This is a genomic window from Maribacter sp. BPC-D8 (genome assembly GCF_035207705.1).
Lineage (GTDB): Bacteria > Bacteroidota > Bacteroidia > Flavobacteriales > Flavobacteriaceae > Maribacter.
In genome coordinates this window covers 2,194,694-2,220,806 of record NZ_CP128187.1, presented here as the reverse complement: position 1 = coordinate 2,220,806, position 26,113 = coordinate 2,194,694, and the positions used below count along the sequence as shown (strand labels likewise).

19 protein-coding genes are annotated in these 26,113 nt (G+C 32.7%); all 19 read right to left on the bottom strand.

All coding sequences use genetic code 11. The features are described 5' to 3' along the window. Positions 1-166 precede the first annotated feature (166 nt). Positions 167-940: a hypothetical protein gene (locus QSV08_RS09820; protein WP_324028203.1), complete on the bottom strand. Its 774-nt coding sequence runs from the start codon at positions 938-940 to the stop codon at positions 167-169. A gap of 249 nt (positions 941-1,189) precedes the next feature. Beyond that, positions 1,190-1,588 carry a hypothetical protein gene (locus tag QSV08_RS09815; protein WP_324028202.1) on the bottom strand — a complete coding sequence of 133 codons (399 nt, stop codon included), beginning with the start codon at positions 1,586-1,588 and terminating at the stop codon, positions 1,190-1,192. A gap of 40 nt (positions 1,589-1,628) precedes the next feature. Continuing rightward, complete coding sequence (locus QSV08_RS09810; protein WP_324028201.1) at positions 1,629-1,829, bottom strand: hypothetical protein; 201 nt, start codon at positions 1,827-1,829, stop codon at positions 1,629-1,631. Positions 1,830-2,677: 848 nt separating this feature from the next. Beyond that, positions 2,678-5,416 (bottom strand): toxin-antitoxin system YwqK family antitoxin, encoded by a 2,739-nt coding sequence (locus tag QSV08_RS09805; RefSeq protein ID WP_324028200.1) that lies wholly within the window; start codon positions 5,414-5,416, stop codon positions 2,678-2,680. A 5-nt stretch (positions 5,417-5,421) separates the two neighbouring features. Next, a complete protein-coding gene (locus QSV08_RS09800; protein WP_324028199.1) occupies positions 5,422-8,271 on the bottom strand; it encodes a toxin-antitoxin system YwqK family antitoxin in 2,850 nt (949 codons plus the stop codon). Between the two features lie 9 nt (positions 8,272-8,280). Further along, positions 8,281-8,877: a DKNYY domain-containing protein gene (locus tag QSV08_RS09795; RefSeq protein ID WP_324028198.1), complete on the bottom strand. Its 597-nt coding sequence runs from the start codon at positions 8,875-8,877 to the stop codon at positions 8,281-8,283. Between the two features lie 4 nt (positions 8,878-8,881). Then, entirely contained in the window at positions 8,882-9,256 is a 375-nt protein-coding gene (locus QSV08_RS09790) for a hypothetical protein (RefSeq protein ID WP_324028197.1), read from the bottom strand. 13 nt (positions 9,257-9,269) lie between these two features. After that, a complete protein-coding gene (locus tag QSV08_RS09785; RefSeq protein ID WP_324028196.1) occupies positions 9,270-9,938 on the bottom strand; it encodes a tetratricopeptide repeat protein in 669 nt (222 codons plus the stop codon). Positions 9,939-10,032: 94 nt separating this feature from the next. Beyond that, a complete protein-coding gene (locus QSV08_RS09780) occupies positions 10,033-11,724 on the bottom strand; it encodes a hypothetical protein (protein ID WP_324028195.1) in 1,692 nt (563 codons plus the stop codon). A gap of 1 nt (position 11,725) precedes the next feature. Further along, positions 11,726-12,892, bottom strand: coding sequence for a WD40/YVTN/BNR-like repeat-containing protein (locus tag QSV08_RS09775; protein ID WP_324028194.1), 1,167 nt, complete (start codon positions 12,890-12,892; stop codon positions 11,726-11,728). 7 nt (positions 12,893-12,899) lie between these two features. Continuing rightward, positions 12,900-14,081, bottom strand: coding sequence for a WD40/YVTN/BNR-like repeat-containing protein (locus QSV08_RS09770; protein ID WP_324028193.1), 1,182 nt, complete (start codon positions 14,079-14,081; stop codon positions 12,900-12,902). A 53-nt stretch (positions 14,082-14,134) separates the two neighbouring features. After that, positions 14,135-15,235 (bottom strand): hypothetical protein, encoded by a 1,101-nt coding sequence (locus QSV08_RS09765; protein ID WP_324028192.1) that lies wholly within the window; start codon positions 15,233-15,235, stop codon positions 14,135-14,137. Positions 15,236-15,252: 17 nt separating this feature from the next. Next, on the bottom strand, positions 15,253-17,226 hold the full coding sequence (locus QSV08_RS09760) for a hypothetical protein (protein WP_324028191.1): 1,974 nt from the start codon (positions 17,224-17,226) through the stop codon (positions 15,253-15,255). A 16-nt stretch (positions 17,227-17,242) separates the two neighbouring features. Beyond that, on the bottom strand, positions 17,243-18,097 hold the full coding sequence (locus QSV08_RS09755) for an NADase-type glycan-binding domain-containing protein (protein WP_324028190.1): 855 nt from the start codon (positions 18,095-18,097) through the stop codon (positions 17,243-17,245). A 21-nt stretch (positions 18,098-18,118) separates the two neighbouring features. Next, positions 18,119-22,735 carry a BspA family leucine-rich repeat surface protein gene (locus QSV08_RS09750; RefSeq protein WP_324028189.1) on the bottom strand — a complete coding sequence of 1,539 codons (4,617 nt, stop codon included), beginning with the start codon at positions 22,733-22,735 and terminating at the stop codon, positions 18,119-18,121. A gap of 347 nt (positions 22,736-23,082) precedes the next feature. After that, complete coding sequence (locus tag QSV08_RS09745) at positions 23,083-23,910, bottom strand: hypothetical protein (RefSeq protein WP_324028188.1); 828 nt, start codon at positions 23,908-23,910, stop codon at positions 23,083-23,085. A 10-nt stretch (positions 23,911-23,920) separates the two neighbouring features. Further along, entirely contained in the window at positions 23,921-25,048 is a 1,128-nt protein-coding gene (locus QSV08_RS09740) for a DUF6688 domain-containing protein (protein WP_324028187.1), read from the bottom strand. A gap of 23 nt (positions 25,049-25,071) precedes the next feature. Then, positions 25,072-25,449, bottom strand: coding sequence for a hypothetical protein (locus QSV08_RS09735; protein ID WP_324028186.1), 378 nt, complete (start codon positions 25,447-25,449; stop codon positions 25,072-25,074). A gap of 102 nt (positions 25,450-25,551) precedes the next feature. Beyond that, the gene (locus tag QSV08_RS09730) at positions 25,552-26,106 is read right to left on the bottom strand and encodes a DUF6620 family protein (RefSeq protein WP_324028185.1); all 555 of its coding nucleotides are present in this window, start codon (positions 26,104-26,106) and stop codon (positions 25,552-25,554) included. Positions 26,107-26,113: the final 7 nt, after the last annotated feature.

Here is a 26,113-nt window from a genome sequence, read left to right as displayed (position 1 = left end):
CGTTGTAGCCTATGCCTAAATTAGAAGATAGTGCCAAGGGTGAAAAGAGCTTTGGTTTGATGATTTACGAACCGCCGTATACGAGACCCTTAAGTAAGGTGGTGTGAGGGGTGCACTCCGTCATTTGATGGCGAAGCCATCCACTCGCTTGGCAGTTGTTGTTTCTTTAGTAGCGAATATTTCCTAAACAATCTGGCAATGCTTCTGCAATTATTTTTCTATGTTTTTTTGTACCTTTTCCCATAATATTCAAAAACTTAAGAGTTTTTATGTTCTGCAATATTTCTACAGTATTTGGGTTTTTAAACACTTCTGAACCAGTAATAGATATACAAACTATTTTCTGATAGTTTTTCATAAATGAAATGTCTGATAAGTGTCTATTAGTATCAAAAATTACCCAAAGTACATCTTTAGCTTTTTCAAAGACTGAAAAATCCACCAAATTTGGACAACGACCAACTCTAAGATATTTAATGTTTTTCATATCGCCAAGTGAGAATGAATTGATATTTCTTAAGTTCATTAATGTTAAAGATTGTAAATTAGGTAGATTGGTAATATCTAAATGTTTTATTCGACTCATTACTATATTTAAAGATTTAAGTTTTTCGGTTTTTACAAAATCAAGAGTAGAATTAGAATAATCTGTTATGTCAAACCAAGTTTTTTGTTTCAAATCAAGTTTAGAAGGAACATTTTTTTTATTCAAATATGAATTCATCGGCATAGGACTATTAAATTTATCCTGTAGAAGTATTTGTAAACATCTAAATTTATTTAAATCTTCTTCATTTTTAAATAAGGTTTCTATTTCATTAAAATCACTAATTAATTCTATATTTTTAAGCCATTTTTTGCATTCACTTACACCAAATCCTGAATTAACAATATGTTCAGTATTAGTTAATGCCTCTCTATAATATTCAATTTTACTCATAGCTTATTGGATTCCTTAATAATAGCTAGCGTTTAGTATATGAAACATAGCGTTGAAAAAGACGCTATCATTTCGGATTATGCACGAGCCGAATTTTTAAATTTTTCTTTATTTTACTAAAAGCCAAATTTTTAAATTTGGCGGACTAAGTAAATAAACACTTGACTTACGGTTATCAACAACTAGCTATGTTTTATATATGTTGTTGTAACCAGTTATTTTTACAATCAAATTACATTAGTTATAATTTTACTCTATTTTCCAAACTAGAATTTTAGAGTCACTAAACGGAAGTTCTCTAACAGTATAAACCACTTTCAGCTTTTCACCTACCGAATGCTCAGGCTTAGATTTAGCGTTATGAGCATTTTCTTGATAGCGAGCATTTTTTCCATCTTCTAATTTTATCGTATATATAAAACGATTTGGCAACGTGTATTGTGCTGTTTTAACACCACTATTGTTTCTTGAGCTACGAAGCTCACTTTTTTCTTTACGCTCTTTTGAGAAAAATTCTATTTTTTCAATAGTCCCTAATTGTGTTTGTTTGGGCACCTGGCGTACAAGATAGTACCAAATACCAATAGATACGCTTAGCGCTATTATGGCTATTGGAATGGCAATAATTGGTTTTAATGTTCTTTGCATTGTTACCTAATGTTTAACTAGCTAGGCTTGCTTTACTCTTTTAGATTAAACCTTGTGCCTTTGCAACGAATTCTACAGCATTTAGTATTTCAATAAATGTTACATCTATGCCTAAGGCTTCCGTTTTATTTTTAAATTTTTCTGTACAAAACATATCTCCAATAAAAGTATGATTGTCAATACAGAAGAACTCATTGTCTTTTATCTTTGAATGATTTAGAATAAGTTTTTTGGTGTCCATTAGAAAATCAAATTCTTTATCGGTCTCAATGATTGATATCTAGGTGTCTACGGCATCTAACTCATTAGCTATTCTAAGAATAAAGTACTTTATGTCTGTTATATTCTCCCCTTTTGTAGAAATAAATCTAACCTTTTTAAATTGATAGTTTTCTTTGTTTTTATAGCCTTAATAAATTTTTCAGAGACAAAATATTCTCTCGAAGCTATAGAGCTAAAATCAAAGTTAATCACTCGGTGTTTACAGATAATCAAAAGCTCATCTTTGCTACATTGATTGTAGTAGGATAAACTATCTTTATCTAGGTTCTCTCCGCATGATTCTTTTACAAACTCATAATTAAAAAATATTGGGTTGCCTTTATTTTCTTTTTATGATTTTGCAATTAAATAAAATTTTTCCGTAGACATACTAGAATGTTTGTTTTGTTTAAGGCTCGTTTAATTTTTTTCTAATTGGTTACAATATCATTATATCTCCACTTTTACTTGTTACTTCAATAATATCACCTTTCAAAAGATTCTTCTGAATACCTAAAATATTATCAATATTAATTGCCGTTGGTTGTGTTTCTTTATTATGATGAATTAATCTAGAATTATAAAGTAAAACAGCCGCTGTGCCACTTAAAGAAATAGAATAATCGTAATAAGCTGAAATGTTTTCTCCTTCTTCTAGTAACCCATATTACAGGATGCGTTCTCTACACTAAAAGAACATATATTTTTAGTATAAATTTTTTCTAATTTGTATTCGTATCTATCTAATTTATATTTGTGAATATTTATATAGAAAAACTACATTTAAACGGGATAAAGTGGAGAATTTATATGCGTACCTTTTATAGGTTACTCTTTAGTAAATAACTTTAAAAGCTGTTCTTTAGTTACTTCATCTTGCCAAGTGAAACGCTCTCCTTTATTGTATTTATAATAGCTATATGTAGTACTTTCTTTATCATAACGTATATGAACACCATCAAACATATCTCTGTCTTTAATGATGCCTGTTGCAATATGCTTGTTATCTATATAAGTATCCATAATCACTTCTCCATCAACAAATAACTCCTCTGGGTTTAAAAAATTCTTATACGTGATTTTCTCTATATGGGTTAGTTTAGGATATGCTTTTAATAAAATACCTTCTTTCTTTAAGGTTATCACCAATTTACCATCTACTAAGGCATAATTAATATCGTAACGTGCTTCATGAAAATTAATATCGATTGCAGTTATTTTATTATTGTAAAATTCTAAGGTACCGGCAGATACATCAACATCAGAATACATTTCTACTTTCGCTTTCGTGTGTTCTTCATTCAGATAGGTACCTCTGAACATCACTAAGTCTGAATCTCTTTCAGCAACAGTAAAACCGGTATCTGAATAGATTACTGTATTTCTTATTTTTTGATTTAGATCATCTTTTGTTACTATGGTTCTAGCAAGTTTCCCGTTTTGGTATTCGTGAAAATGCAACCTGTCTTCTGTATGCTCCATAAACCTGCCCTGGTACGGTCTGCCAGATTTATATTGCATAGAATCTACAACCGTAAGGGACTGATAGTCATTAAAACCTACATATTGCGCTCCAGATATTTCACCGTTTTCATAATGAGTAAATGAGGCTAGTATAGGTTCGAATTTAAAAAAATCACCATTATATGGTTTACCGTTTTTGTACACACCTTTGGCAATTTCTCCTTTTGGATTTTTTAAGTGAGGATATGACTCTGTTAAAATAATTCCCTTATCGTATTCTGCTTGCCTTCCTATTACTTCTTCGATTTCGGTTTGAGTGATTTCTTTTTCAATACCCTGTTTTAGACCGTTTTTGTAGGTTGTAAACGTATGGTCATGTATAACCGTACCCTTTATAGGTTTCCCTTTTTTATAGATGCAAGTGGTTTTCTTTTCTAAGTCTTTTTCATAAAATTCTATTGATCCGTGGCGTTCATTATTCTTATGAAAACCACCTACACTCAAATCTCTATTATCTTCATCTTGCTCAATAAAAACACCTTCTTTTATTCCGTTTTTATAGGTAGTCATTTCTTTAGTATACGATATGTAGTGAACCCCATTGTACGGTAGACCATCTTTAAAAATTATGGCGTAGGTTTTATCTTCATCAACTACAGTCTGCGCACTAATAATTCCGTTTTCGTATGAAGTTTCATCGGTAAAAACGATGCTGTCATTTTCATAATTCCGCTCGTAATTTTCTATTTTAATAGTGCTCCCTTTCTCATATTGAGTTACGGAATATGCCTCGCAAACCTCACCTGAATAGGGTTCTCCTTTTTTATAAATACATTCGCAAATCTGCTCTCTATATCCTTTGCTTTTTACTATACCTGTAAGCAGGTCATTTTCGTATTCTTGTTGTTCTAAGATTTCGCCATTACTATTGTATTGGGCAAATATGCCATGTTTCTTTCCATCTTTAAATGAAGAAAAAAGTAAATTGTATTGATCATAGAACGTTCCGTTCCAAGGTTTGTGGTCTTTGTATATTCCTTTTGCCAATTCTTTGCCATCCTTTAAATAATAAGCACTCTCATCGTTTTTATCGTTATTTAGAATATGGTCGTATGCCTTTACTTGTTCCAAATTATCAGAATAAAATGAAGTTTGTTTGCCTTCTAAGCTACCTTCTTTGTAGCTTGATATGCTGTTTTCATAATAATCTACGAACTGACCGTTCCAATGTTCTCCATCTTTATTTATACCCCTAGTGACTTCTACTTTTTTTCTTGAGTAGCCTATTTCCTCGCCTTCTAATTTTCCGTTGGTATAGTTTTGTAAACTGGTATAATTGAAAACGGTACCAGCAAATGGTTTATCATCTTTATATTCAACTTTTGAAAACAATGTTCCGTCACTTAAAAAAGTAGCATACTCACCTTTCATTTTACCATTTTCAAAATGCATGTAACCTTCTAAACCTATGGCATCATCTTCATTATTTATAAAGAATGTGGCTAACATGCCCTCTTTAATATTGCCATTTACATAACGGTTTTTGCCTATTTCCTTTCCTTTTTTATCGAAATACCTGGTTATGCTTATACTGTCATTCTGCTGTGTCTTTTTTTGAGCAAGTTGATCGGAGTCTTCATAGTACATTTGCTGACCAACACGCTTCCCTTCTTTATAAATAGGTATGTAACCATTAAAGCAACAAGGGTGAATGAAAGTACCTTCCCAACCTTCATTATTTTTATACGTTCCCTTGGCTCTTAAGAATCCGTTTTGGGAGTAGACTAATGATTCTCCGTTGAGCTTGCCATTAGCGTACTGCCTGCTTTCTGTAAGCTGACCATTTTTATGATACCATTGAATTTTTCCCTCTAGAGTTTCATCTTCTAAATTTGACCAATACCCATCCATTTGTGGCTTGCCATTTATGTAATAATCTTTTACATGATACAATTCACCCTCTTTTTCTAGTGGTAAAGGTCTAAAAAATGCTGCATTTGCTTTTTCTGTTCTATGCCAATCTGCGTCAAAATAGAGGGTGTCTTTTTGTGCAGTTATTTGGGTAGTAAAAACAAGAAAGAGTAGGGGGAGTATGTTTTTCATTATAGTTAATTCTTGGTTTGAATTAGTTGTACTAATTGCTCTTTGGTTATATTTTTTTGTTGTTTGACCAATTCGCCTTTCTTATACAAGTTATAGTTATAGCTGCCATTTTCGTTTATGTTAGCGGTAATACCGTTATACTCTCGACCCTCTTTATAAATACATGTAGCAGTGGCTGTTTCTTCACCATCTAAATAAAAACTTGCCGGACCATCACCAAAATAAAATAACCGTAACCAATCTTGAACATCACTAGGTTTTATATTACTCATAGGTTTAAGTGTGCTTTCAAACTTAATGCGCATATTTTCTAAGTCAAAAACGAGATTTATTTTATTCAAAGAAATACTTTCTATGGTAACGTTTGTGCCATATTCCTTAAACGAAAATGAAGCATCAGAAATTCCTTTTTTTGAGAATGAAAATCTACCTATTTCATTCCCATTACCAGTAATAATTGCAGTTCCTTCACTAGGGTCGGTATTTGTGTAAATTACTTCGCTAGAATAGCTTGTCATGTCTCTAGAAGGTCTTTCATTTGTTGTCGTATAGCCTTTGGCTGTATACTTAACTATAGCATCTGGTTTTTTGCTAAGCCCCCTTGTATAAATATTAGTCTGCACTAAATTTCCTTCTTCATAATGGTGTTGTAGGGTATCGCTGTTGTATATTTCAAGTAGGTTGCCTTGAAATGGTTTTCCGTCTTTATAGCTTACACTATCTAAAACAACCTGCATATTAGATCCCATGGTAGTAAAGTATTCCATGCCAGATTTTCGACCATTTTCATAATGACTTACAGATTGGTAGCTACTTTTGGTATCTGTATCTGGTAGGTTAATAGCTAGGGTCGTTAAAAAATCTCCCGAAAAAGGCATGTTATTTTTATAGGTGCCTTCGAGACTAGCTTTGTCTTTAAAAGGAAGGAAAATAGCGCTACTTAAGATTTTTCCATTTTTATATTGGGTTATTTCTTCTATTGAATTTTCGTTAAAATTAACTACAGTTTCACCCCCATTTTTCTCACCTTTTTTATAGCTCGTAAGAGTGTATTTCTCAGGGAAATAATTTTTGTCTATTTTTTCTAGTGTGGCAAAACTACCTTCAAAAGGAATCTCATTTTTGTATAAACCCTCAGCAATTAACTCCTCATTATAATAGAATTTTCCTTGTTGAAGTTTATTGTCTTTGTACTCGTAGATAGCCTTAAATTTCTGAGCAATATATTCCTCTTTTAATTGTGCGCCTTCGTTATAGGTGTTGCGTGTATAACTGGTTCCGCCTGGGTATTCATAAAATACGCCCGTAAAAGGTTTGTTGTTTTGGTACAATCCTTCAGCTATTAATTCACTTTCTTCAAAATATTGTATTTGTCCATGTAGCTTACCTTCTTTATAGTTTCTGCTAATACTATCAAAAGGTGAATTATAAGCTCCATAAGCACTCATAGGGGTTTCTAACCCATGTTTAAGTCCGTTTTTATAAGATACAATGGTGTCTTTGTAAATTGCGGTGCCATCAATTGGTTTTCCATTTTGGTACGTACAGAATGTACTTGTCTTACTTTCTAAATTCTCGAATTCTATTTTTCCGTCGTAAACCTCTTGTTTAAAATTACCAGATGCGATATACCCCTTATATTTTTTATTAATTTTAAAAGGACCTTCTTTTGCACCATTTTTAAAAGTGGTTAGGCTACCCGATATACGATCGTAATCTTGCCCAGAATACGCCTTGCCTTGTTTATAAAGTAACTCGTATGTTTCTCCGTTTAAGTTGACGATTTTTTTAGTTTTCTCTTTGTCTTGAAAAAACTGAATTTCTATTTTTTCATCTTCATTTTCAGAATTGTAAGAGGTTAACTTTACTAATTGACCATCTACATACTCATAAACGTCATAACCTTTGCATTCTTTGCCATTAAATGGTTTTTCATTTTGATATACACACTCACATATTTTATTCTCAAAAAGCCCTGTACTCATTACCCTACCTGAAACCTTGCCATTAACATATTCACGTATCGAAATTATTTTTCCCTTTTCATTGAATGTAGTTAGCGGACCATGAAAACCACCATCTTTATAAGAGGCGATTGTACGCATATATTCATTGTAAAATGAACCATTATATAACATTCCCGCTTTATTGATGCCTCTAGATTTTTCTTTGCCATCTTCGTGAAAGGAAACTTCTTCGCCTTCTTTTATGCCGTTACTAATAGCATAAGATTGCTTTTTTTGAATAAAATTTAAATCATAGTAAGATGTTGTAAATCCGTCATTTTTACCATCTTTATATGTGGTTTTTTCCGTTTGGGTATTGGTGAATTCTCCGTTAAATCGTTTGCCGTTTTTATTGACCCCTCTAGTGGCTATTTTACCATTTTCAGCATAGCTAATTTCTTCGCCATTCAACATGCCATTGGCGTAGGTTTGTAATAGACGATACACAATAAAACTACCCGAGTAAGCCTCATTGTTCTTGTAAATACCTTTAGAACTTACCTGACCTCCTTTTTTATAAATAGTATTCGCACCTTCTAAAATGCCATTTTTGTATTCTGATTCTATAGACTTTGTTCCGTCTTCAAAGTACCAAGTAACATTGCCGTGTAGGGTCTCTTTCTCTAAATTAGACCAATAACCCTGCATTTGCAGATTACCATTTATATAATAGTCTTTCACCTTAAATAAATTACCTTCCTTTTCTAAGGGCACAAGACGAAAAAAGGCAGCATTGTTTTTGTCTGTTTTATTCCATCGAGAATTAAAATAGAGGGTGTCTTTTTGGGCAGTAAGGTTTGTAACTACTAAGAATACGTGTAGTAAGAGTACTATTTTATAATTTCTCATTGGTAAATTTTATTTTTTGAAAATTCCTAAACTACCATCATCATGCGCACCGCCACCAGATCTATAATAATTGTTTTTGTCTTCGCCATCATAGCTTGAATTGCCTTCAATCATTTTAAAGGATTCATAATCAACTTCTTTAATTGGTAGACCTCGATAGAAAATAGATTTGTTGTCTTTTGCTAAGTCATATTTTAAAAGTTGAAAAGAATTTACATCTGTATCTTTCATTTCTCCATAAAAATGAAAAATATGTTTGTTATCTCTTGAATATCCATTTAAACTATCAAGTATTTTAAATGAAGAGGGGTCGGCTCTTTCAATACTATGCTCATTACAATACACCTGATTTTTATCTTTTGCATAAGAAACAAAACCAGAATTTATGATTTCAAATGTTTCTTTATCAGCCCCTTTTAAAACGGTATAAAAATTAGTGGGAATATAATATACTTGATTATTATCTACAGCATACCCACCATCAAGTAATTTAAAACTTAAACCATCACTATTAGGTATTAGTTTATTTTGAAGATAAACCCCGAATTTATCTATCGTTATAAATTCACTAATAACCTTAAAAGTATGTGGGTCCCTCAGATTCATTTAATTAATCAATTACGTTTATAAGCTTTAGATAAAATGATTCTGCATGAAATATTTCTAGAATTTCATCTTTAGATAAACTTCTACCAATAGATTTTATTCTTTGTTTAAGGAACTCAATATTGGACTTATCTAACTCAACAAGATTTGGATTTTTTCTACGCTGGTATTCAATATAATTAGCTTGATAATTAAGAATAAATTCTACTTGAGTAAGTGATAACTTTTCTTTGAGGACATCAGAAAAGTTAATGTAAATAGTTTTTGCAGCTTGTACGTCATTATAAACAGCAGCTACATATATTTCGCCTTCTGGTATATTAACAGCATATGTCTCACCACTAACTTCAATATTTTCTGTTCTAAAATTCAATTTCATGTCTTTGTAATTCTCAATTATCTTTACTTCTATTTTTTAATTTTTGTTTAACAATTGCTAAATTTATTTTTACTGCTTTCATATCAGTACTATCCAATAGATTTTCATACAGTTCAATCGCTTTGTCATAATTGCCTTTTCTTTCATTAAGCCAACCTAAAAAAAAACTAGCTGGATAATAGTTGGGGTTAATATCAAGGCATTCTAAGTAGTCTTTTTCTGCTCTTTCTAATTCACCATTTACGAATAAATAGTTCCCTCTTTCCCATAATAATTCTAGTGTTCTTTTTTTTAGAATTAATTCATTTATGGAATCTATTTTTTCTAAAGTAATAGAAGATTTAAAATTAACAAATGCCTTTTCTTTAACGTCAACCATGTAATTAAAATATACTTCACAGTTGAAAATTAAATATTCAAAAGATTCAGACTTTATTTTATAGCCAAGAGATTCTGCCTGCTCTTGTATAGAAATTTCAGAACCTTCATCAATCAATTCCCTGATTTCTGTCTCGTATTGTGATACGCTTTTGTCATAACAAGATTCAGAAGTAAGTCGATCTAAATTTTCAGTAGTATTAAAACATTCACAAGTGGTTTCATAAATTTTTTCATTCAGGGTTTGACTATGAATGTAATTAGAGGTCAATAGAAAACTTAATAGTATAAAAATCTTTTTCATTGGGTTGACTGTTTTTATTGTTTTAGATATTCACTTACTTTTTCTAATAAACCTCTGCTTTGATTTAGCATTTCATTCTCTTTTATTAATTTTTCTAGTTTTGTTTAAATTCAAATGGAACATTAGTTTTTCGATCAGGACTCACCCATAAACCTTTATATATTCCATTGTAATATTTGCCTTCAAAATAACCGCTTACAACATCGTCTTTTTCATATTCGGTAAGATTTAACTTCCCATTAATTACGGTGCCAATAAGCTTTATTCTTTGTTGGGTTTTACTATTGATGAAGGTGGCTTTTACTTTGGTGTCATTCCATATAAAATAGATTTTACCATTTACTTTTTTGTTGATGTTACCTTTAAGTTGTAAAATATTTTCAGCTTTTTTTACGTCTAGTGGTAACGCTATAGTTTGATTCTTTGAACGAACTTCTTCAAACAATGGATGTTTTATAATAAGTTGAAATTGATACGCTCCATTTTTTAAATTTGCTGGAAAGAATGGTATTGGACCATCCCAATTTGCTAGCATATATTCTTTACCATCAAAAAGAATTTCATTGTCATTCAGCATATCTTTTGCTTCGCCTAATAGCTGAACTTCATGTAAGTAATGTTCATCCTTTTTGCCATTACTATCGGTTATCTCAACAAACAATTTAGCCTTTTCCTTAAATTCTAAATCAATACCCGTATTGTTATGAAAGTTTGGATCAAAGTAAATATGATTATGATAACTCTTTAAATCTATTAACAAATCATAATTTACTGCTGAAAAAATATCAACATCGTCATTTTCCTCCATCTTTTCTACCCATTCCTCGACTATCTCCCAGTTACCATTAATGTACTTTCGATTGATAGTGACAATATCTCCATCGTCATTATGAAAATAAGAATTTGATGTTTTAGGAATAATATTTAATGCAGAGCTAGCATACTGTGTCATTGTTCTAGGTTCACGAACAGTAAAGCTCTTATCATATATATTATAATTATAAAGTTCATCTAGTTCTGGAAACTCATCTCTATCAGACGCCTTGCTTTTTTCATACATACCGGTCTTAGGATTATATAAAAAAAGCATATCACCAAAAACTAAATCTAAATAACCGTCATAGTTAAAATCGACATAAACAGTATTGTACATATCCTCGGTATAAGGATCAAGATATATTGTTTGCTTTAACCTATCATCCTGCTTTATTTCTACGACTAATCCGTCTTTACCTTTTGTGATTTCGGTAGGTTCTAGGTCTGAGTAGTAGTCAAACCTAACATAGCCACTTGGCACGTTATGGTACATTGGTGTTAACTTAACCGTTAAGGGTTTTCCATTCTTATCATACCATAAACCATTTAATGTTGTATTAATTATAAAAGGCACCTCCCAACTTCCTGTTATATTTCCTTCAAATTTTTCTTTAGCATAAATTCCATCATTTTTTACTTCACTGCCAAAAAAGTTAGATTTAAACTCGTCTTGTTCCTCTAAAAATATCCACTTTTTTTGACTATCATATGCGTAAGCTATATCAGTGATTCTGCTATCTGAAGCATCTCTATTATGAGTCCTTTTTAGCATTAGTTTTATTGGGTAATCCCCTATAAATCCAGAATACCAAAGTAATTGGGTTCTTGGCGTTATGGTTTCGAACATAGCAGGACTAATGCTTTCAGTATGCTTGGGATGTTTGTCTATCTTATTACTGAAGACTGATAATACACCTATAAAAAAAGCTATCCAAAATTGGCAAGTAATGTTTTTTAAAGTAAAATCCATTTTAATTGTTCGGTGTTTTTGTTTTATACAAATTATCTTTATCTAATACGTATACATTACCATTCAAAACCGCTATACTTCTAGATGAACCTTTAAAGACCGTGTTTTTATCACCTGAAGTTAGAAAAGGTCTAAGGTTTGTACCTGCTTTATCTATTTGATAAACTAAAGTTTCTCTAGTGTTTTTTTCAGAATAGGTTTTTGTTGTAATAAGCGCTGAGTTTTCTAGAAAAACAATGTCTGAAAATTCTGTTTTGTCTCCATTACTATTTAATGGTCTTTCAATTTTTCTCCAATTTTCTCCTCCGGTATCTGTATAATATAGGTCTCCACCAACCCCAGTTATTAATCCTATTTTAGAATCTAAAAAAGCAATATTGTCTAAGCCAATATATTCCTCACTTTGGTTGTCATAAAGCTCTTTCCATAGCAAACCACCGTCTATGCTTTTATAGCACTTACCATAATTGGTCACAATTAGTATTTCTTTTTCTGATAAAGTAACAAAGTCGGCGATGCCTGTAAGGTTCTTTTCTAACCCTTTTGGTTTTACGTCAACCCAACTTTTACCGCCGTCTACTGTTTTAAGTAAAATTGAATGTCCATTAACTCCATTGCCTATCTTGCCTTCTCCTGTAATAAAACCAATTTTATCTGTTAAGAAAATAATTTTAGAATACGTGGGATTAAATTGATTTTTAAAAAGTTCTTTAGTATCAAAAACACTCCAGGTTTTTCCATAATCTGGTGTTTTAAAAATGTATTCACTTTCGCCGACTACAAATATGGCGTTATCAGAAAATGCTGCGGAATAAAAAGCATCCATAAAGCCAAAGCTATTCTCTAACCACGTTTCGCCACCATTGGTAGTAATTCTAGTATTTAACTCAGGTCCGCCAACAATAATACCAATAGAATCGTTTTTAAATGTCGTTTGTAACCAAAACCCGATATCAGTATTTATGATGGATGTTTCTTGCTGCGTTGTTAGATTAGAAAACGTAGTAATATTATGTGGAATAGTATGCTGGGTAAGTAAATCTGCGTCAATTACATCGTTTACATTAACGTAACTAATTACCGATTTTGCTGGCTTTTCTTCTTTGTTTTTACAAGCGTTTATAAGAAGAATCGCCAAACCACAATAAAGGATATTTTTTAGTTTCATACCTATTTTAATTGTTCGATGTTTTTGTCTTATACAAATTGTCTCTATCTAAAATAAGCACTTCATCATCTATAGCTTGAATACCGAATGACTCACCACTAAATAATACCTCTTCATTATCGGAAGTCAAAAAGGGTCTACAATTGGTGCCATCAATATTGAGTTCGTATACAAATGTGTCTCTGTAATAATCTGAAGATATACTTGTGGTAATGAGTGCGGATTCTTTGGTAAAAATAATATCAGAAATATTTGCTTTATACCCATCTCCATCTTTTGGCATATCAATTTTACGCCAATCTAAACCACTATTATCATTATAGAATAAATCGCCTCCTAACCCTCCAATTAAACCAGTGTTTTGGTTTAAAAATGCAATAGAATTAAGGTTGACAAAATCTTCACCATCCGTCTCAAATAGTAATTTCCAAGTAATGCCGCCATCGGTACTTTTATAGCTTCTACCAGAAAAAGTAACTACAATGATTTCCTTTTCTGAAAAGGCAACAAAATCTGATATTCCTTCGGTCTCCTTTTCCAAACCTTTGTGTTCAATATTAGTCCAGGTTTTACCAGCGTCAACAGATTTTAGTATGACAGAAAAACCACCATCTTCACCACTTATATAACCTGAGCCAACTACAAAACCTATTTTGCCATTTACAAATCGTGTTTTATAATACTTTGGAGTAAAATACCCTCTTTTTTCAAAAAGCTCTTCGGTATTAAAGGCGCTCCAATTTTCACCTAAATCAGGAGTCGTAAAAATGTATTCACTATCACCGACCACAAAAATGGAATTATCAGAAAAAGCTACAGAATAAAACGGATTACCGAATCTAGAAAACCGGTTTTCAAGCCATGTTTTACCGCCATCTTTGGTAATTCTGGTTATTAAACCAGCACCGCCAACGATTACCCCAACATCCTTGTTTTTAAAAGACATGCCGTTATACATATGAAACCCCGTTTCTTCTATATGATGTAAAACAGAAACTTCTTGTTTGGTTGTAGAATTTAAAAAGCTAATGCTTTTTTGTGTAATGGTATCTTTAGTTATAAACTCATTGTCTAGAACTAGTTCTACCTTATTAAAGCCAGTAAGTGGCTTTTCTTCTTGGTTGTTTTGTCCTTTGCAGGAAATTAAAATAAGGATTAAAACTAGTATTAAACGCTTTATTTTATTCATGGTTTTTAAAATGTAAGACTTTATAATTTTACTTGATAACAACTTTGAATAACTTAATAGTTAAATACCTTTAAAAGTATGGAGTGATTTTTTCCATCCATGGTAAATAACGCCATTTGACTATTTTCAAATTCAAACTTATATTGTTTCGAGTTTTTAGGGTTTTCCGCAGTTAATGTTAACTGTTTAGTATCAAAATCAGCATTCCAGGTTCCTGATTCTGAAACCCTTGGGTTGCCAAACCAAAAATAGCCGTATTGGTACGTTTTGTCTGCAGATAGTCGCATAAAATACTTAGTGTGTATAACAAACCAATCTCCAACAAAATCATCTACCGTACTATATAGTATAGGGTCATCATAATAAACAATGTTACGTATTACTACATTTTTTATCTTACCTTTTTCATCAAATTCGTTTCTTTTAATCCAATTATTTCTTTTATCATATACGTAGGTGTATGTGCTTTTATAAGTGTTTCTTCCTATACGATTAATAAATGAGGTATAGTCATTTAAGTGATTTCGAACATACGCTCTAGAAAAAGTTATTTGCCCCAAACTATCTATATAAATATCTTTAATTGAGTGTCCATTTTTTAACTTTACCTTCCTAGTAATTTTCTGGGCACCCCTTATAAATGATGTTATGCTGTCAGGTATAGAATGGTCGAAAGTATGAACTCCTATGCTTTTTCCTAAAGTATCGTATTGAACTAACCTCACTTCATTTCCCTTGTCATATTCATATACCACTAAAATTTTACCATCATTATAAATAGTTTTTTTGGTTTTTTGGTTCGTATTATTATACTCTAAACTTATTGTGTGATTTGTCACTTTTTTTTTCCAATTAGAAGTAGTTTCTGCAAAGTCTACTATGTCACCATAGGTATTGTATTCCGTATAAGATTGTTTTTCATATTCTCTAAAAAATAGCGGTTCTTTTAACTTTTCTTCGTGCAATTTTTTCCCGGTATCATCTGCAAAAAGCTCTTCATTTCTTTGAGAAATAACAGTTTCTCTAATTTTCCAAACTTTTCCTTTGATGTTGTTTGTAATAAGGTCATTCTTGATAGTATTTTCTTGACTACAAGAAAACTGACTTGAAAATGATAGAAGTAATAGTAGGAGGGTGTTGACAGTTAGTTTCATTTTGTAATGATTATATATTAATCGTCTTCTTTTTTTAGCATTTGTACTATAGCACCACCTAATAAAGCCAATACCATAAACGGAAAAAGAAATGCATCTATGGTTCGTCTAAATCCAGATTTTTTACTCTTTTTCTTCTTCTTGATGACCTTTACACCTAATGCATCTAGTTCTTCTTCTGCCTGTTCACACTTTGTTTCGTAAAACTCCCAATCATCAACATCTTGTAAATAGTCTACCGTTTTTTGAAAAGCAGCAGCAGCTTTATCTTTCTGGTTAGTTGCATTATAGCAGAGCCCTAAGTAATAGGCAACCAAACCTACCTCTTTAGGTTCTTGGTTTTGAATTTCTTCTTGTTCTAGAAACCATTCCATTTCTGGTATATATTTATCATATGCCTTTTCTTCAGTAACGGCATATTCATAAAATATTTTTCCAGAAAAAATGACATAGTAAGCAGCATCTTTTGCTCCTTGCCCAATCTTATTATAAAGCTTTTTTGCTTGGGAATAATACTTTTCTGCATTAGCTATATCCTTTAAACCAACGTAACATTTTACCATACGCAAAAAGTATCTTTGCCTATCGTTTGTGCTTAACTCTTGACTATAGTTTTCAAAAACAGTTAAGGTACTCTCAATTGATTTTTTGTAATTCTTAGCTTTAAAATAATCACTCGACGCATTTTTAATATTTTCAATAAACGGACTCATTTGATACCCTTCTATATGAATATCGCCTGCCAAATCATACAACTTTTCCTTCTCTTTCTCTTTCTCATCTGAAAGAGTATCTGCATAGTTACCTAGTGCATTTGCGTAATTATTACAAAGCATTGCAAATAAATGTGGTTGGTTGTTATGAGTATCTCCTTTACCATTAATTAAATAATCTTTGTATTGTTGGTAACCTACTTCACCATACTGTATTGCTATTTTCGCTGCTTTTTTCTTTTTCTTTTCTTTTTTAGTTTTATCATAAATAGTAGAGAAAGAGCTCATTGCATTATACATAACTGAAGAGCTCCCCTTAAACTTAAAAGGAAGATTTAGAAAATCGTTGTCCGATTTTTTTGCTGATTTTTTTATCCGATCTACATCTGTAAAAGCTATATGTTTTTCGCAATTAAATAGCTGTGAATAAGCTTCATAGGCTTTTACAAAATTCTTTGTATCAAAATGATGGGTGTGCGCAATAGCAGTACACAAAAAGGCATTATTAGGATAGGTTTCTAACCATTTTTCTACTTCGGGATAGTATTTTTCGAAAAAATCTAATTTTCCTTCAATGTTAAAATGTGTTTTTTCATTTCTGATAATATTAAAAAGCAATCCTAATAATGTAGGATGTTTATCTAACTTTTTTGCATCATACAATTCTTTTAGTTTAATACCATATTGTAAGCGATACCCATCTTCGTTTTCATATGACCAAGCGTAATGTGTTAGCAATATTTCTTCAGCAATCTTAAAACTTCCTTTTTCTAAATGTAGCAAACCTGCTAATCCATTATTATAGAAATATGGATACTTTTTATAAGCTTTATACCATAGGTCTATGGCAACATCCGTTTGATTATTGTTATGCTTTAAAATGGCAAACTTATCTAGTAGCTCACTTTCTTTTTCATCCTTTTCATAAAGTTTACTATAAAGAGTTTGCATTTCTACCAATTGCTCCTCAATAACTTCCGTTGCTTTATCTGGCATTGAAAGCGAATCATTATAGACCCAGAATAGCCAATCATAACCAACCATTTTATCTTCCTTAAATTGGTCGTTTTCTATTATAAAGGTTGCGTCTTCTATTATTTGAGTGGTGTTCTCAAAAATATCAGTATTTAAACGCATACGTAGCGTTAGCATATCAATATCAAAAGGATTTTCTTTTAATATTTCTTTTATGATTGCCAATGCCTCAAAACCTAATTCTTGCTGATTAGCATCTTGATTATCTAATTTGCTTAAGATTTGATCTAATTGTTTTTTCATTCCTGCATTTTAAATTTTAATACACATCTAAGCCATCAAAATAAATTTCTGTTATAGCGGTGTCATCGTATTTGTCACCTTTATATACACTCATAATCTCAAACCTAATCGTATCCCCTGATTCAATTTCTTTATTATAAGATTTGAGACTGTTACCATTTGCGTCTTTATATCTATACCAACTTGTACCATCGTCATTGTAACCACGGTAAGTTATTTCATAGCCTATTGTTGGTATCTTAAAAAGCTGTTCTGCATACACATCTTTTAGATTTAAAATAGCAAACTCTTCATTGTTTACGCATACTTTTAATTGTTTTACACGGGAGTTATTTTTCCAAGTAGTTTTGTCTTTGATATAACCATTTGCAATCTTTATAGCTGTAATGCGAGGATGTTGCGCTGGAAAATTAAATTCAACATATTCACCAATACCATCTCCTTTTACACCTTCTACCCAGGCAGTAGCATAACTTAAGTCGCTTATACTGGTATGATTGTAGTTGTTGTTTTTCTGTGGACTTAAAGCAGAGGAAACGCTACAAAATGGTATTTGTTTATCTAGCTTTTGAATGTTATAACCTTCATCCGTCCAATCATCACCACAAACAATACTCCACATGTCTTCACATGCTTCACTGTAACCTAACGCTCCACATTTGCTTGTCAATTTATTTCTTTCGTCTTCATCATAATTATTCCAAACCGTCATATCTGTAAATAATTTTTCACATGTAGACCATAATTCTTTCTTTTCTACAAAATTATATTCAGCTCCTATATTAGGTTCAAGAGAAGGAGGTTCTTGAGCAAACACGGAGAAGTGTGTTATACTTAACACGGTAAAGAGAACTGTTTTGATTGAATTCATGTTTTATATTAGAAGTCTGGTCTACCGTTTTAAAGTAAAATGACCTTTGATTTGTTGTTCAGATTTCAAGGTTATATTATACCAGTAATCGCTGCTTATTAGTATTTGCCCATTAGAAACACCATCCCAACCTTGAGAGTTTGGACTAAGTTGTTTTATTAGTTTTCCATACCTATCAAAAACGTAAATGTGTTTTATCGTATTGTCTAAATCTAAAACTTCCCAATAGTCATTAATACCATCATTGTTTGGTGTGAAGAATTTTGGAATATTAAAACGATCGCTATTGATTTTTGATTCAACAGTAAAATCAGATTCCGTACAAGTTGCCGTTGCTGTGCCTGCCGAATTGTAAGGAGTTACCGTTACAAAATATTGTTCGTTCTCGTCCCAATTAGTACTAGGTGTATAGCTTATTTGGGTCAACATATCTGTGTTGTTCTCAATATCGGTACCACCCATGGTAGTACCAATAGAAATGCGATATCCTGTTGCGTTGGCTATTGCTGTCCAAGTTAAATCTGAAGTAATCAATACGTCGGTTGCATTATCTGCGGGAGTTGTTAATTGCGTACAGTTGGGGCTTGTGATAATAGTTTGTGTTGTAAAATCAGTTTCCGTACAAGTTGCCGCTGCTGCGCCTGCCGAATTGTAAGGAGTTACCTTTACAAAGTATTGTTCGTTCTCGTCCCAATTAGTACTAGGTGTATAGCTTATTTGGGTCAACATATCTGTGTTGTTCTCAATATCGGTACCACCCATGGTCGTACCAATAGAAATGCGATATCCTGTTGCGTTGGCTACCGCTGTCCAAGTTAAATCTGAAGTAATCAATACGTCGGTCGCATTATCTGCGGGATTTGTTAATTGCGTACAGTTGGGTCTTGTGATAATAGTTTCTGTTGTAAAATCAGATTCCGTACAAGTTGCCGTTGCTGCGCCTGCTGAATTGTAAGGAGTTACCGTTACAAAATATTGTTCGTTCTCGTCCCAATTAGTACTAGGTGTATAGCTTATTTGGGTCAACATATCTGTGTTGTTCTCAATATCGGTACCACCCATGGTCGTACCAATAGAAATGCGATATCCTGTTGCGTTGGCTATTGCTGTCCAAGTTAAATCTGAAGTAATCAATACGTCGGTCGCATTATCTGCGGGATTTGTTAATTGCGTACAGTTGGGTCTTGTGATAATAGTTTCTGTTGTAAAATCAGATTCCGTACAAGTTGCCGTTGCTGCGCCTGCTGAATTGTAAGGAGTTACCGTTACAAAATATTGTTCGTTCTCGTCCCAATTAGTACTAGGTGTATAGCTTATTTGGGTCAACATATCTGTGTTGTTCTCAATATCGGTACCACCCATGGTCGTACCAATAGAAATGCGATATCCTGTTGCGTTGGCTATTGCTGTCCAAGTTAAATCTGAAGTAATTGCTACATCGGTTGCATTATCTGCGGGATTTGTTAATTGCGTACAGTTGGGTCTTGTGATAATAGTTTGTGTTGTAAAATCAGATTCCGTACAAGTAGCCGCTGCTGCGCCTGCCGAATTGTAAGGAGTTACCGTTACAAAATATTGTTCGTTCTCGTCCCAATTAGTGCTAGGTGTATAGCTTATTTGGGTCAACATATCTGTATCGTTCTCAATATCGGTACCACCCATAGTCGTACCAATAGAAATGCGATATCCTGTTGCGTTGGCTATTGCTGTCCAAGTTAAATCTGAAGTAATTGCTACATCGGTTGCATTATCTGCGGGATTTGTTAATTGCGTACAGTTGGGTCTTGTGACAATAGTTTCTGTTGTAAAATCAGTTTCCGTACAAGTTGTAGTTGCTGCACCTGCTGAATTGTACGGAGTTACCGTTACAAAATATTGTTCGTTCTCGTCCCAATTAGTACTAGGTGTATAGCTTATTTGGGTCAACATATCTGTGTTGTTCTCAATATCGGTACCACCCATGGTAGTACCAATAGAAATGCGATATCCTGTTGCGTTGGCTACCGCTGTCCAAGTTAAATCTGAAGTAATCAATACATCGGTTGCATTATCTGCGGGAGTTGTTAATTGTGTACAGTTCGGTCTTGTGACAATAGTTTCTGTTGTAAAATCAGATTCCGTACAAGTTGCCGTTGCTGAGCCTGCTGAATTGTAAGGAGTTACCGTTACAAAATATTGTTCGTTCTCGTCCCAATTAGTACTAGGTGTATAGCTTATTTGGGTCAACATATCTGTGTTGTTCTCAATATCGGTACCACCCATGGTCGTACCAATAGAAATGCGATATCCTGTTGCGTTGGCTACTGCTGTCCAAGTTAAATCTGAAGTAATTGCTACATCGGTCGCATTATCTGCAGGAGTTGTTAATTGTGTACAGTTCGGTCTTGTGACAATAGTTTCTGTTGTAAAATCAGATTCCGTACAAGTTGCCGCTGCTGAGCCTGCCGAATTGTAAGGAGTTACCGTTACAAAATATTGTTCGTTCTCGTCCCAATCAGTACTAGGGGTATAGCTTATTTGGGTCAACATATCTGTGTTGTTCTCAATATCGGTACCACCCATAGTAGTACCAATAGAAATACGATATCCTGTTGCGTTGGCTACTGCTGTCCATGTTAAATCTGAAATAATTGCTACATCGGTTGCATTATTTGCGGGATTTGTTAATTGCGTACAGTTGGGTCTTGTGATAATAGTTTCTGTTGTAAAATCAGATTCCGTACAAGTTGCCGCTGCTGCGCCTGCCGAATTGTAAGGAGTTACCGTTACAAAATATTGTTCGTTCTCGTCCCAATTAGTACTAGGTGTATAGCTTATTTGGGTCAACATATCTGTATCGTTCTCAATATCGGTACCACCCATGGTAGTACCAATAGAAATGCGATATCCTGTTGCGTTGGCTACCGCTGTCCAAGTTAAATCTGCATTAATCAATATATCGGTAGCATTATCTGCAGGAGTTGTTAATTGTGTACAGTTCGGTCTTGTGACAATAGTTTCTGTTGTAAAATTGGTTTCTGTGCATATCTCAGCAGCTCCACCACCTAAGTTATATGGAGTTACCGTTACAAAATATTGTTCGTTCTCATCCCAATTAGTGCTAGGTGTATAACTTATTTGGGTCAACATATCTGTATCGTTCTCAATATCGGTGCCACCCATGGTCGTACCAATAGAAATGCGATATCCCGTTGCGTTGGCTACCGCTGTCCAAGTTAAATCTGAAGTAATTGCTACATCGGTTGCATTATCTGCAGGAGTTGTTAATTGTGTACAATTAGGTCTATTACAGTCTTTATCTCCATCGTCAAATATCCATCCATCTGATTGTAATGCTGTTCTAGCTGCGTCACCTTGACACCAATCGGTGTTATAGCTTGCGCCAAAAGGCACATTGTTATTATGTGGTTGTGCATTCCAACCTATTAACAATTGATCGTAGTTTGCTAAGCTCAATGAGCCGAAGTCAAACATATCATTTGCGTTCGTTAAGCTTGATATATTCCAGTTCCCAAGGTTTTGATTAAAATCATCAGAAAAAGAAAACATAGATTCCATCGTACTTACTAGCGAAGTATCCCATCCACCAATATTCTTATTGAACCGAAAGGAGAAGAGAAACATACGTTGCATATTAGCTACTTTAGAGGTATTCCAATTTCCTATATCTTGGTTGAAAACATGGCAATTAAAAAACATGTATGACATATTTTCTACTTTCGATGTATTCCATGCTCCAGTTGCAGGTTTAAATGAAATATCTTGATTAAAATCATTAGCTCTGCCAAACATATATGACATATCTTTTACTTCTGACGTATTCCAATTACCTATGTAGTAATCAAATTCAGCATTTTCATAAAACAGATACGACATGTTTTCAACAGCTGATGTGTTCCAATTTCCTATATCTTGATTGAAATTTGTAACTGATGCAAAAGTGGCGTTCATGTTTGTTACATTAGAAGTATTCCAATTTTCTATATTGGGAATTGTTGTGATATTGTCGGATTTATTAAACATGAATGACATGTTTTTTACTTGACTAAGATTAGGAATATCTGTTGCAAGAATCTCTAAATTAGGACATTCATTAAATGACTGAGCCATGCTTCTCCATACTTGAGTACCCCATTGATTTACCTGTAGTAACTTCTCATTATCGGTTAAGAAGGGAGCTGTTGATGTTGCAGGTGAGTTAAAAGACATCCAAGGGAACTCACCGCTAATTCGAATAGGGTAGGTGCCAGCAGTTGAGTAGGTATGTGTTATTGATGCAGTTACATTATTGTCAATTTGACCGTCTCCCCAGTCTACATTAAAATTATAGGCATAAGGGGCATCACCATCAGTAGGAATTGGTACGAATAATTTAATTTGATTATCGTTAGAAGGTCCTGGGTTGTCGGTTTTCCAAGTAGTTACAAAATCATCTGAAGGTGGGAGCATAGCTCTGTTCAACAAAATTTTTGCAGATTTCAGATTATTCTTTGTAAATGAAATAGGCTGAAACACTTGTGCTACCGGTTGTTTAATATCTGGTGTTTTATCACTACTTAAAACAGGATGTCGAGAATAACTAAATACCGTAGTTAGTAAACAAAGTAGAAAAAGGTAATTTAGTTTTATAATTTTCATAAATAAAATTTCAATAGAATGAAGTAATAGTTTGCTTTAAAAACCTATCACCTAACGGTAAATTTTGACCCTATTCAGATAAATTGATTGCTGATTTTGTATCAATTTTAGAATTATAATGAAGCTGTTTTTCTTCTTTTTTGACTTGAATACAAGAAGCAAAAGTGAATACTAATAAAATATATAAAAGCTTCATTTTTTTGATAGTCACTAATAATAAGCCTGTTTAGTCAGCTTATTACTTAATTGTAACTAAGAACCAAACTTGTTATTGTATACCAGCTTTACCCAATTTATATTCGACTAGTTCTAGTTTATAAACGTAAACTTTTTGGTATTCTGTTCTTTTATTCTTCTGTAATTTTCCCATTTTTCAATAAGTGTAAAAGAGGTTTAGCATCTTCTTTTTTAAGAACAATTTTGTAAAACTCATTATCACGACTTATCGTTGTGTCAGAGAACATACCACCTTTTGAAATGTAGTTTATTATTGCTTCTTTATCAGACTCATGCAAGGGTTCTTGTATTCTTTTTTCACCTCCACTAATAATAGAATTTCCATCTATTAATAATGGGGTTTTAGCCATACGTTTTCTCATATTGTAATAACGATTATAGTGCATTATAAAATCATTATAGCCTTCAGAAACTTCTCCTGAATACATTTCTACGGTATTAAAAACAGGGGTTTCGCGTATTTGACTAGCAGTTAGGTTTACGGTTATGTTTTGAACTGTGCCAATGTTATACTTAAGTAGTACTTCTTCTAAACTTCCTTTGTTTTCTGGGTTTGTAACCCATTTTTCATCTAGCTTAAAAAATATTTTTTCTCTGTAATGTTCAGGACTAAAATAATTAATGGAAATAGAGTCTTTTAACTGGTTATTGTGTCTTGCAAATAAAATATAAGGCTGTAATAACTCTTTGGTTGGTTGAAGATGAAGTTCATTATTTTCTATAGCATATGAACCATAGATTTCTAAATCTACGCTACCAAAAATAGCATAGTAATGAAACAAGTTATTATCTAGTAGGTAAAGCTTAGTCGGCATTTCCATTTCAGATAAGTCGTAGAAACCTTCTAAAGTTTTGGAGTTATTCTCTGAATTTGTTTGTGGTTGCTGTGCCACCATTATACTTAGACTTAAGAAGTATATCGCTAGTATGTATTTCATTCGTTTATTCTTAATTAATATTATTATAGTTCAGTTTTCTATCCATTTCAATAGCTTTTCTATCTGCTAATGATAAATATTGTTGTGCAATTCTGTTCTCAGGATTTTGGTCAAAAATGTAAAGTGTAAATAAAAAGAACCATTCTAGAGGTTTCATTAAAACATAGACGATGTCTGCTATGAATTTATTATTGAAAAAACTATAATATTTGTGAACTACATTACCTACCTGGTTATAATTTTTTCTAATAAAACTGTGCGTTTTAGGATAGTTAACCTCCATAAGCTCTTCAAATGCATTTGAAATTAAAAGCTGTCGGTTACACATAATTCTGTTGCCTCTTCTCTCTCCAAATCTTTTAGGACTTACTAACTCTTTATGACCATTGGCTGCCACAGAACACAAAAAATGCCCGCCGCATTGCACATTATCGCACATATAATCTAATTGAGAAAAACCATGTTTATATGTGTCTGTAAAAGCCCTGATAATAGAATCTGGTTTTTGACCAAAAAGCAGTAAAAAACTACATACTACTATTAGTATAGGTAAACATAAAACACAGAGAATTGGGATTTTTATAAATAGATTTGAGTTAAGTATGTTCCATGCCAATTTCTCTATTTTACTTAAGCCTTCATAGTCGTAATCAGCACTGTATTCTTTTACTTTTTTTTGATTTTCAATTAATTGAAATATAAATAACACCATAATAGGAGCGTTACCTATTAGCCCCAATAGGTTGCCATCGATACCAGAACTTTCACCTACTTGAACAAAAATAAATGCGTTAAATACGATGCCGCCAAGTAAGACTGCGTTAATTAATGTTTCAATAATAGGACTTGTAATGGTTTTATTGAATCGAGATACATAATATGTGCTTATGCACAATACAATTATTAGGTATATGGTTACCCTATGATCTGGTGAGAAAACTGCGCTATCTGTACAGCAGTCATTAGGCATCATATCAAATGTTGATATAAAAATAAACGGAAGTACTACAATTGAAATAAAGGCTATAATACCATTTATAGTAGTATTGAAAATCCTCTTTCCTGTTATAAGAAATCTAATAAAATCTATTGACAGTAAAATAGATGGTATTGCGAAAAGTATAATTATAGCAAACATTTTTTATTATCGTTGTTTTAGAATTATTCTATGGTAACTCCTAGTACTACATTCCCTCTAAAAATACCAGCATCAACAAATACAACATTTACGGTATCTTTAATTTTATACTTATTATAGGCTTCTTCAGTAACGGAAAAAGAAGCTTCTTTACTATCTATAGAAACATGAATTAAGAAATCTCTTCCCTTATGAACGTTTGTTGTATGCATAGTTTTACCTACCCAAGAATGCTGTGGGTAAAGTCCTGGTGGTTTTAATTCCTTTCTCGTTATGGTAGAAACTGTGGTCTTCTTTTCTGCATTATCTAATTTGTAGCTACTCATAACAAATTGGAATACAAATAGTAGGGTAAGCACAACGCCTATTAAGATTAATACTATTTTGATATTCTTTGTCATGTAATATTCAATTGCTTATTGCTGTTTTACAAAAACGAATAAGGCTGAATAAAATTATTCAGCCTTATTCTTACTTATAGTAAATAGTTAGTGTGTAATCTCTTAAAAATCAATATCATCGCTTAAATTGGCGCTCTGGCCTTGGTACATCTCATTAAAGTGTGCCTCCCATTTTTCAGTTAATTTTCCTTGTTTCTTTAAAAGTTTTTGAATTTTACCAGAATTAGGATCTTCTTGCATGGCTTTTTGAATTCGCCCGCCCCAATGCATACCTAGTTGAGAAAATTGGGTGATCGAAACACCATATTCTTTTTGAAAATCAATATCAATACCTACATCTTGCGCAATAGCAAAATGTCTTTCCATTTTAATGTGGTCGCTCCACTTAGGATATTTTTCCAGAGCTACTTCCGGACCTTCTGCACCGCCTTCAGCATTGGCAAACTTACCTTGTTTCGGATTCATAAAAACTTCACCAAAAAACTTCATATCGTCATGGCTTAATTCTGCCATTTTACCGTTCCATTGGTTTTTAGTGTCTTCCCATACTGGCAACTCTATACCTAGAATTTCACAAATTTTTTCTGTAGGCATACCTGCTGCCATATTTGCCGATGCACAGGCATAGTCTCTAAAAGTAACTCCGTTAATTTCCATATTTTTT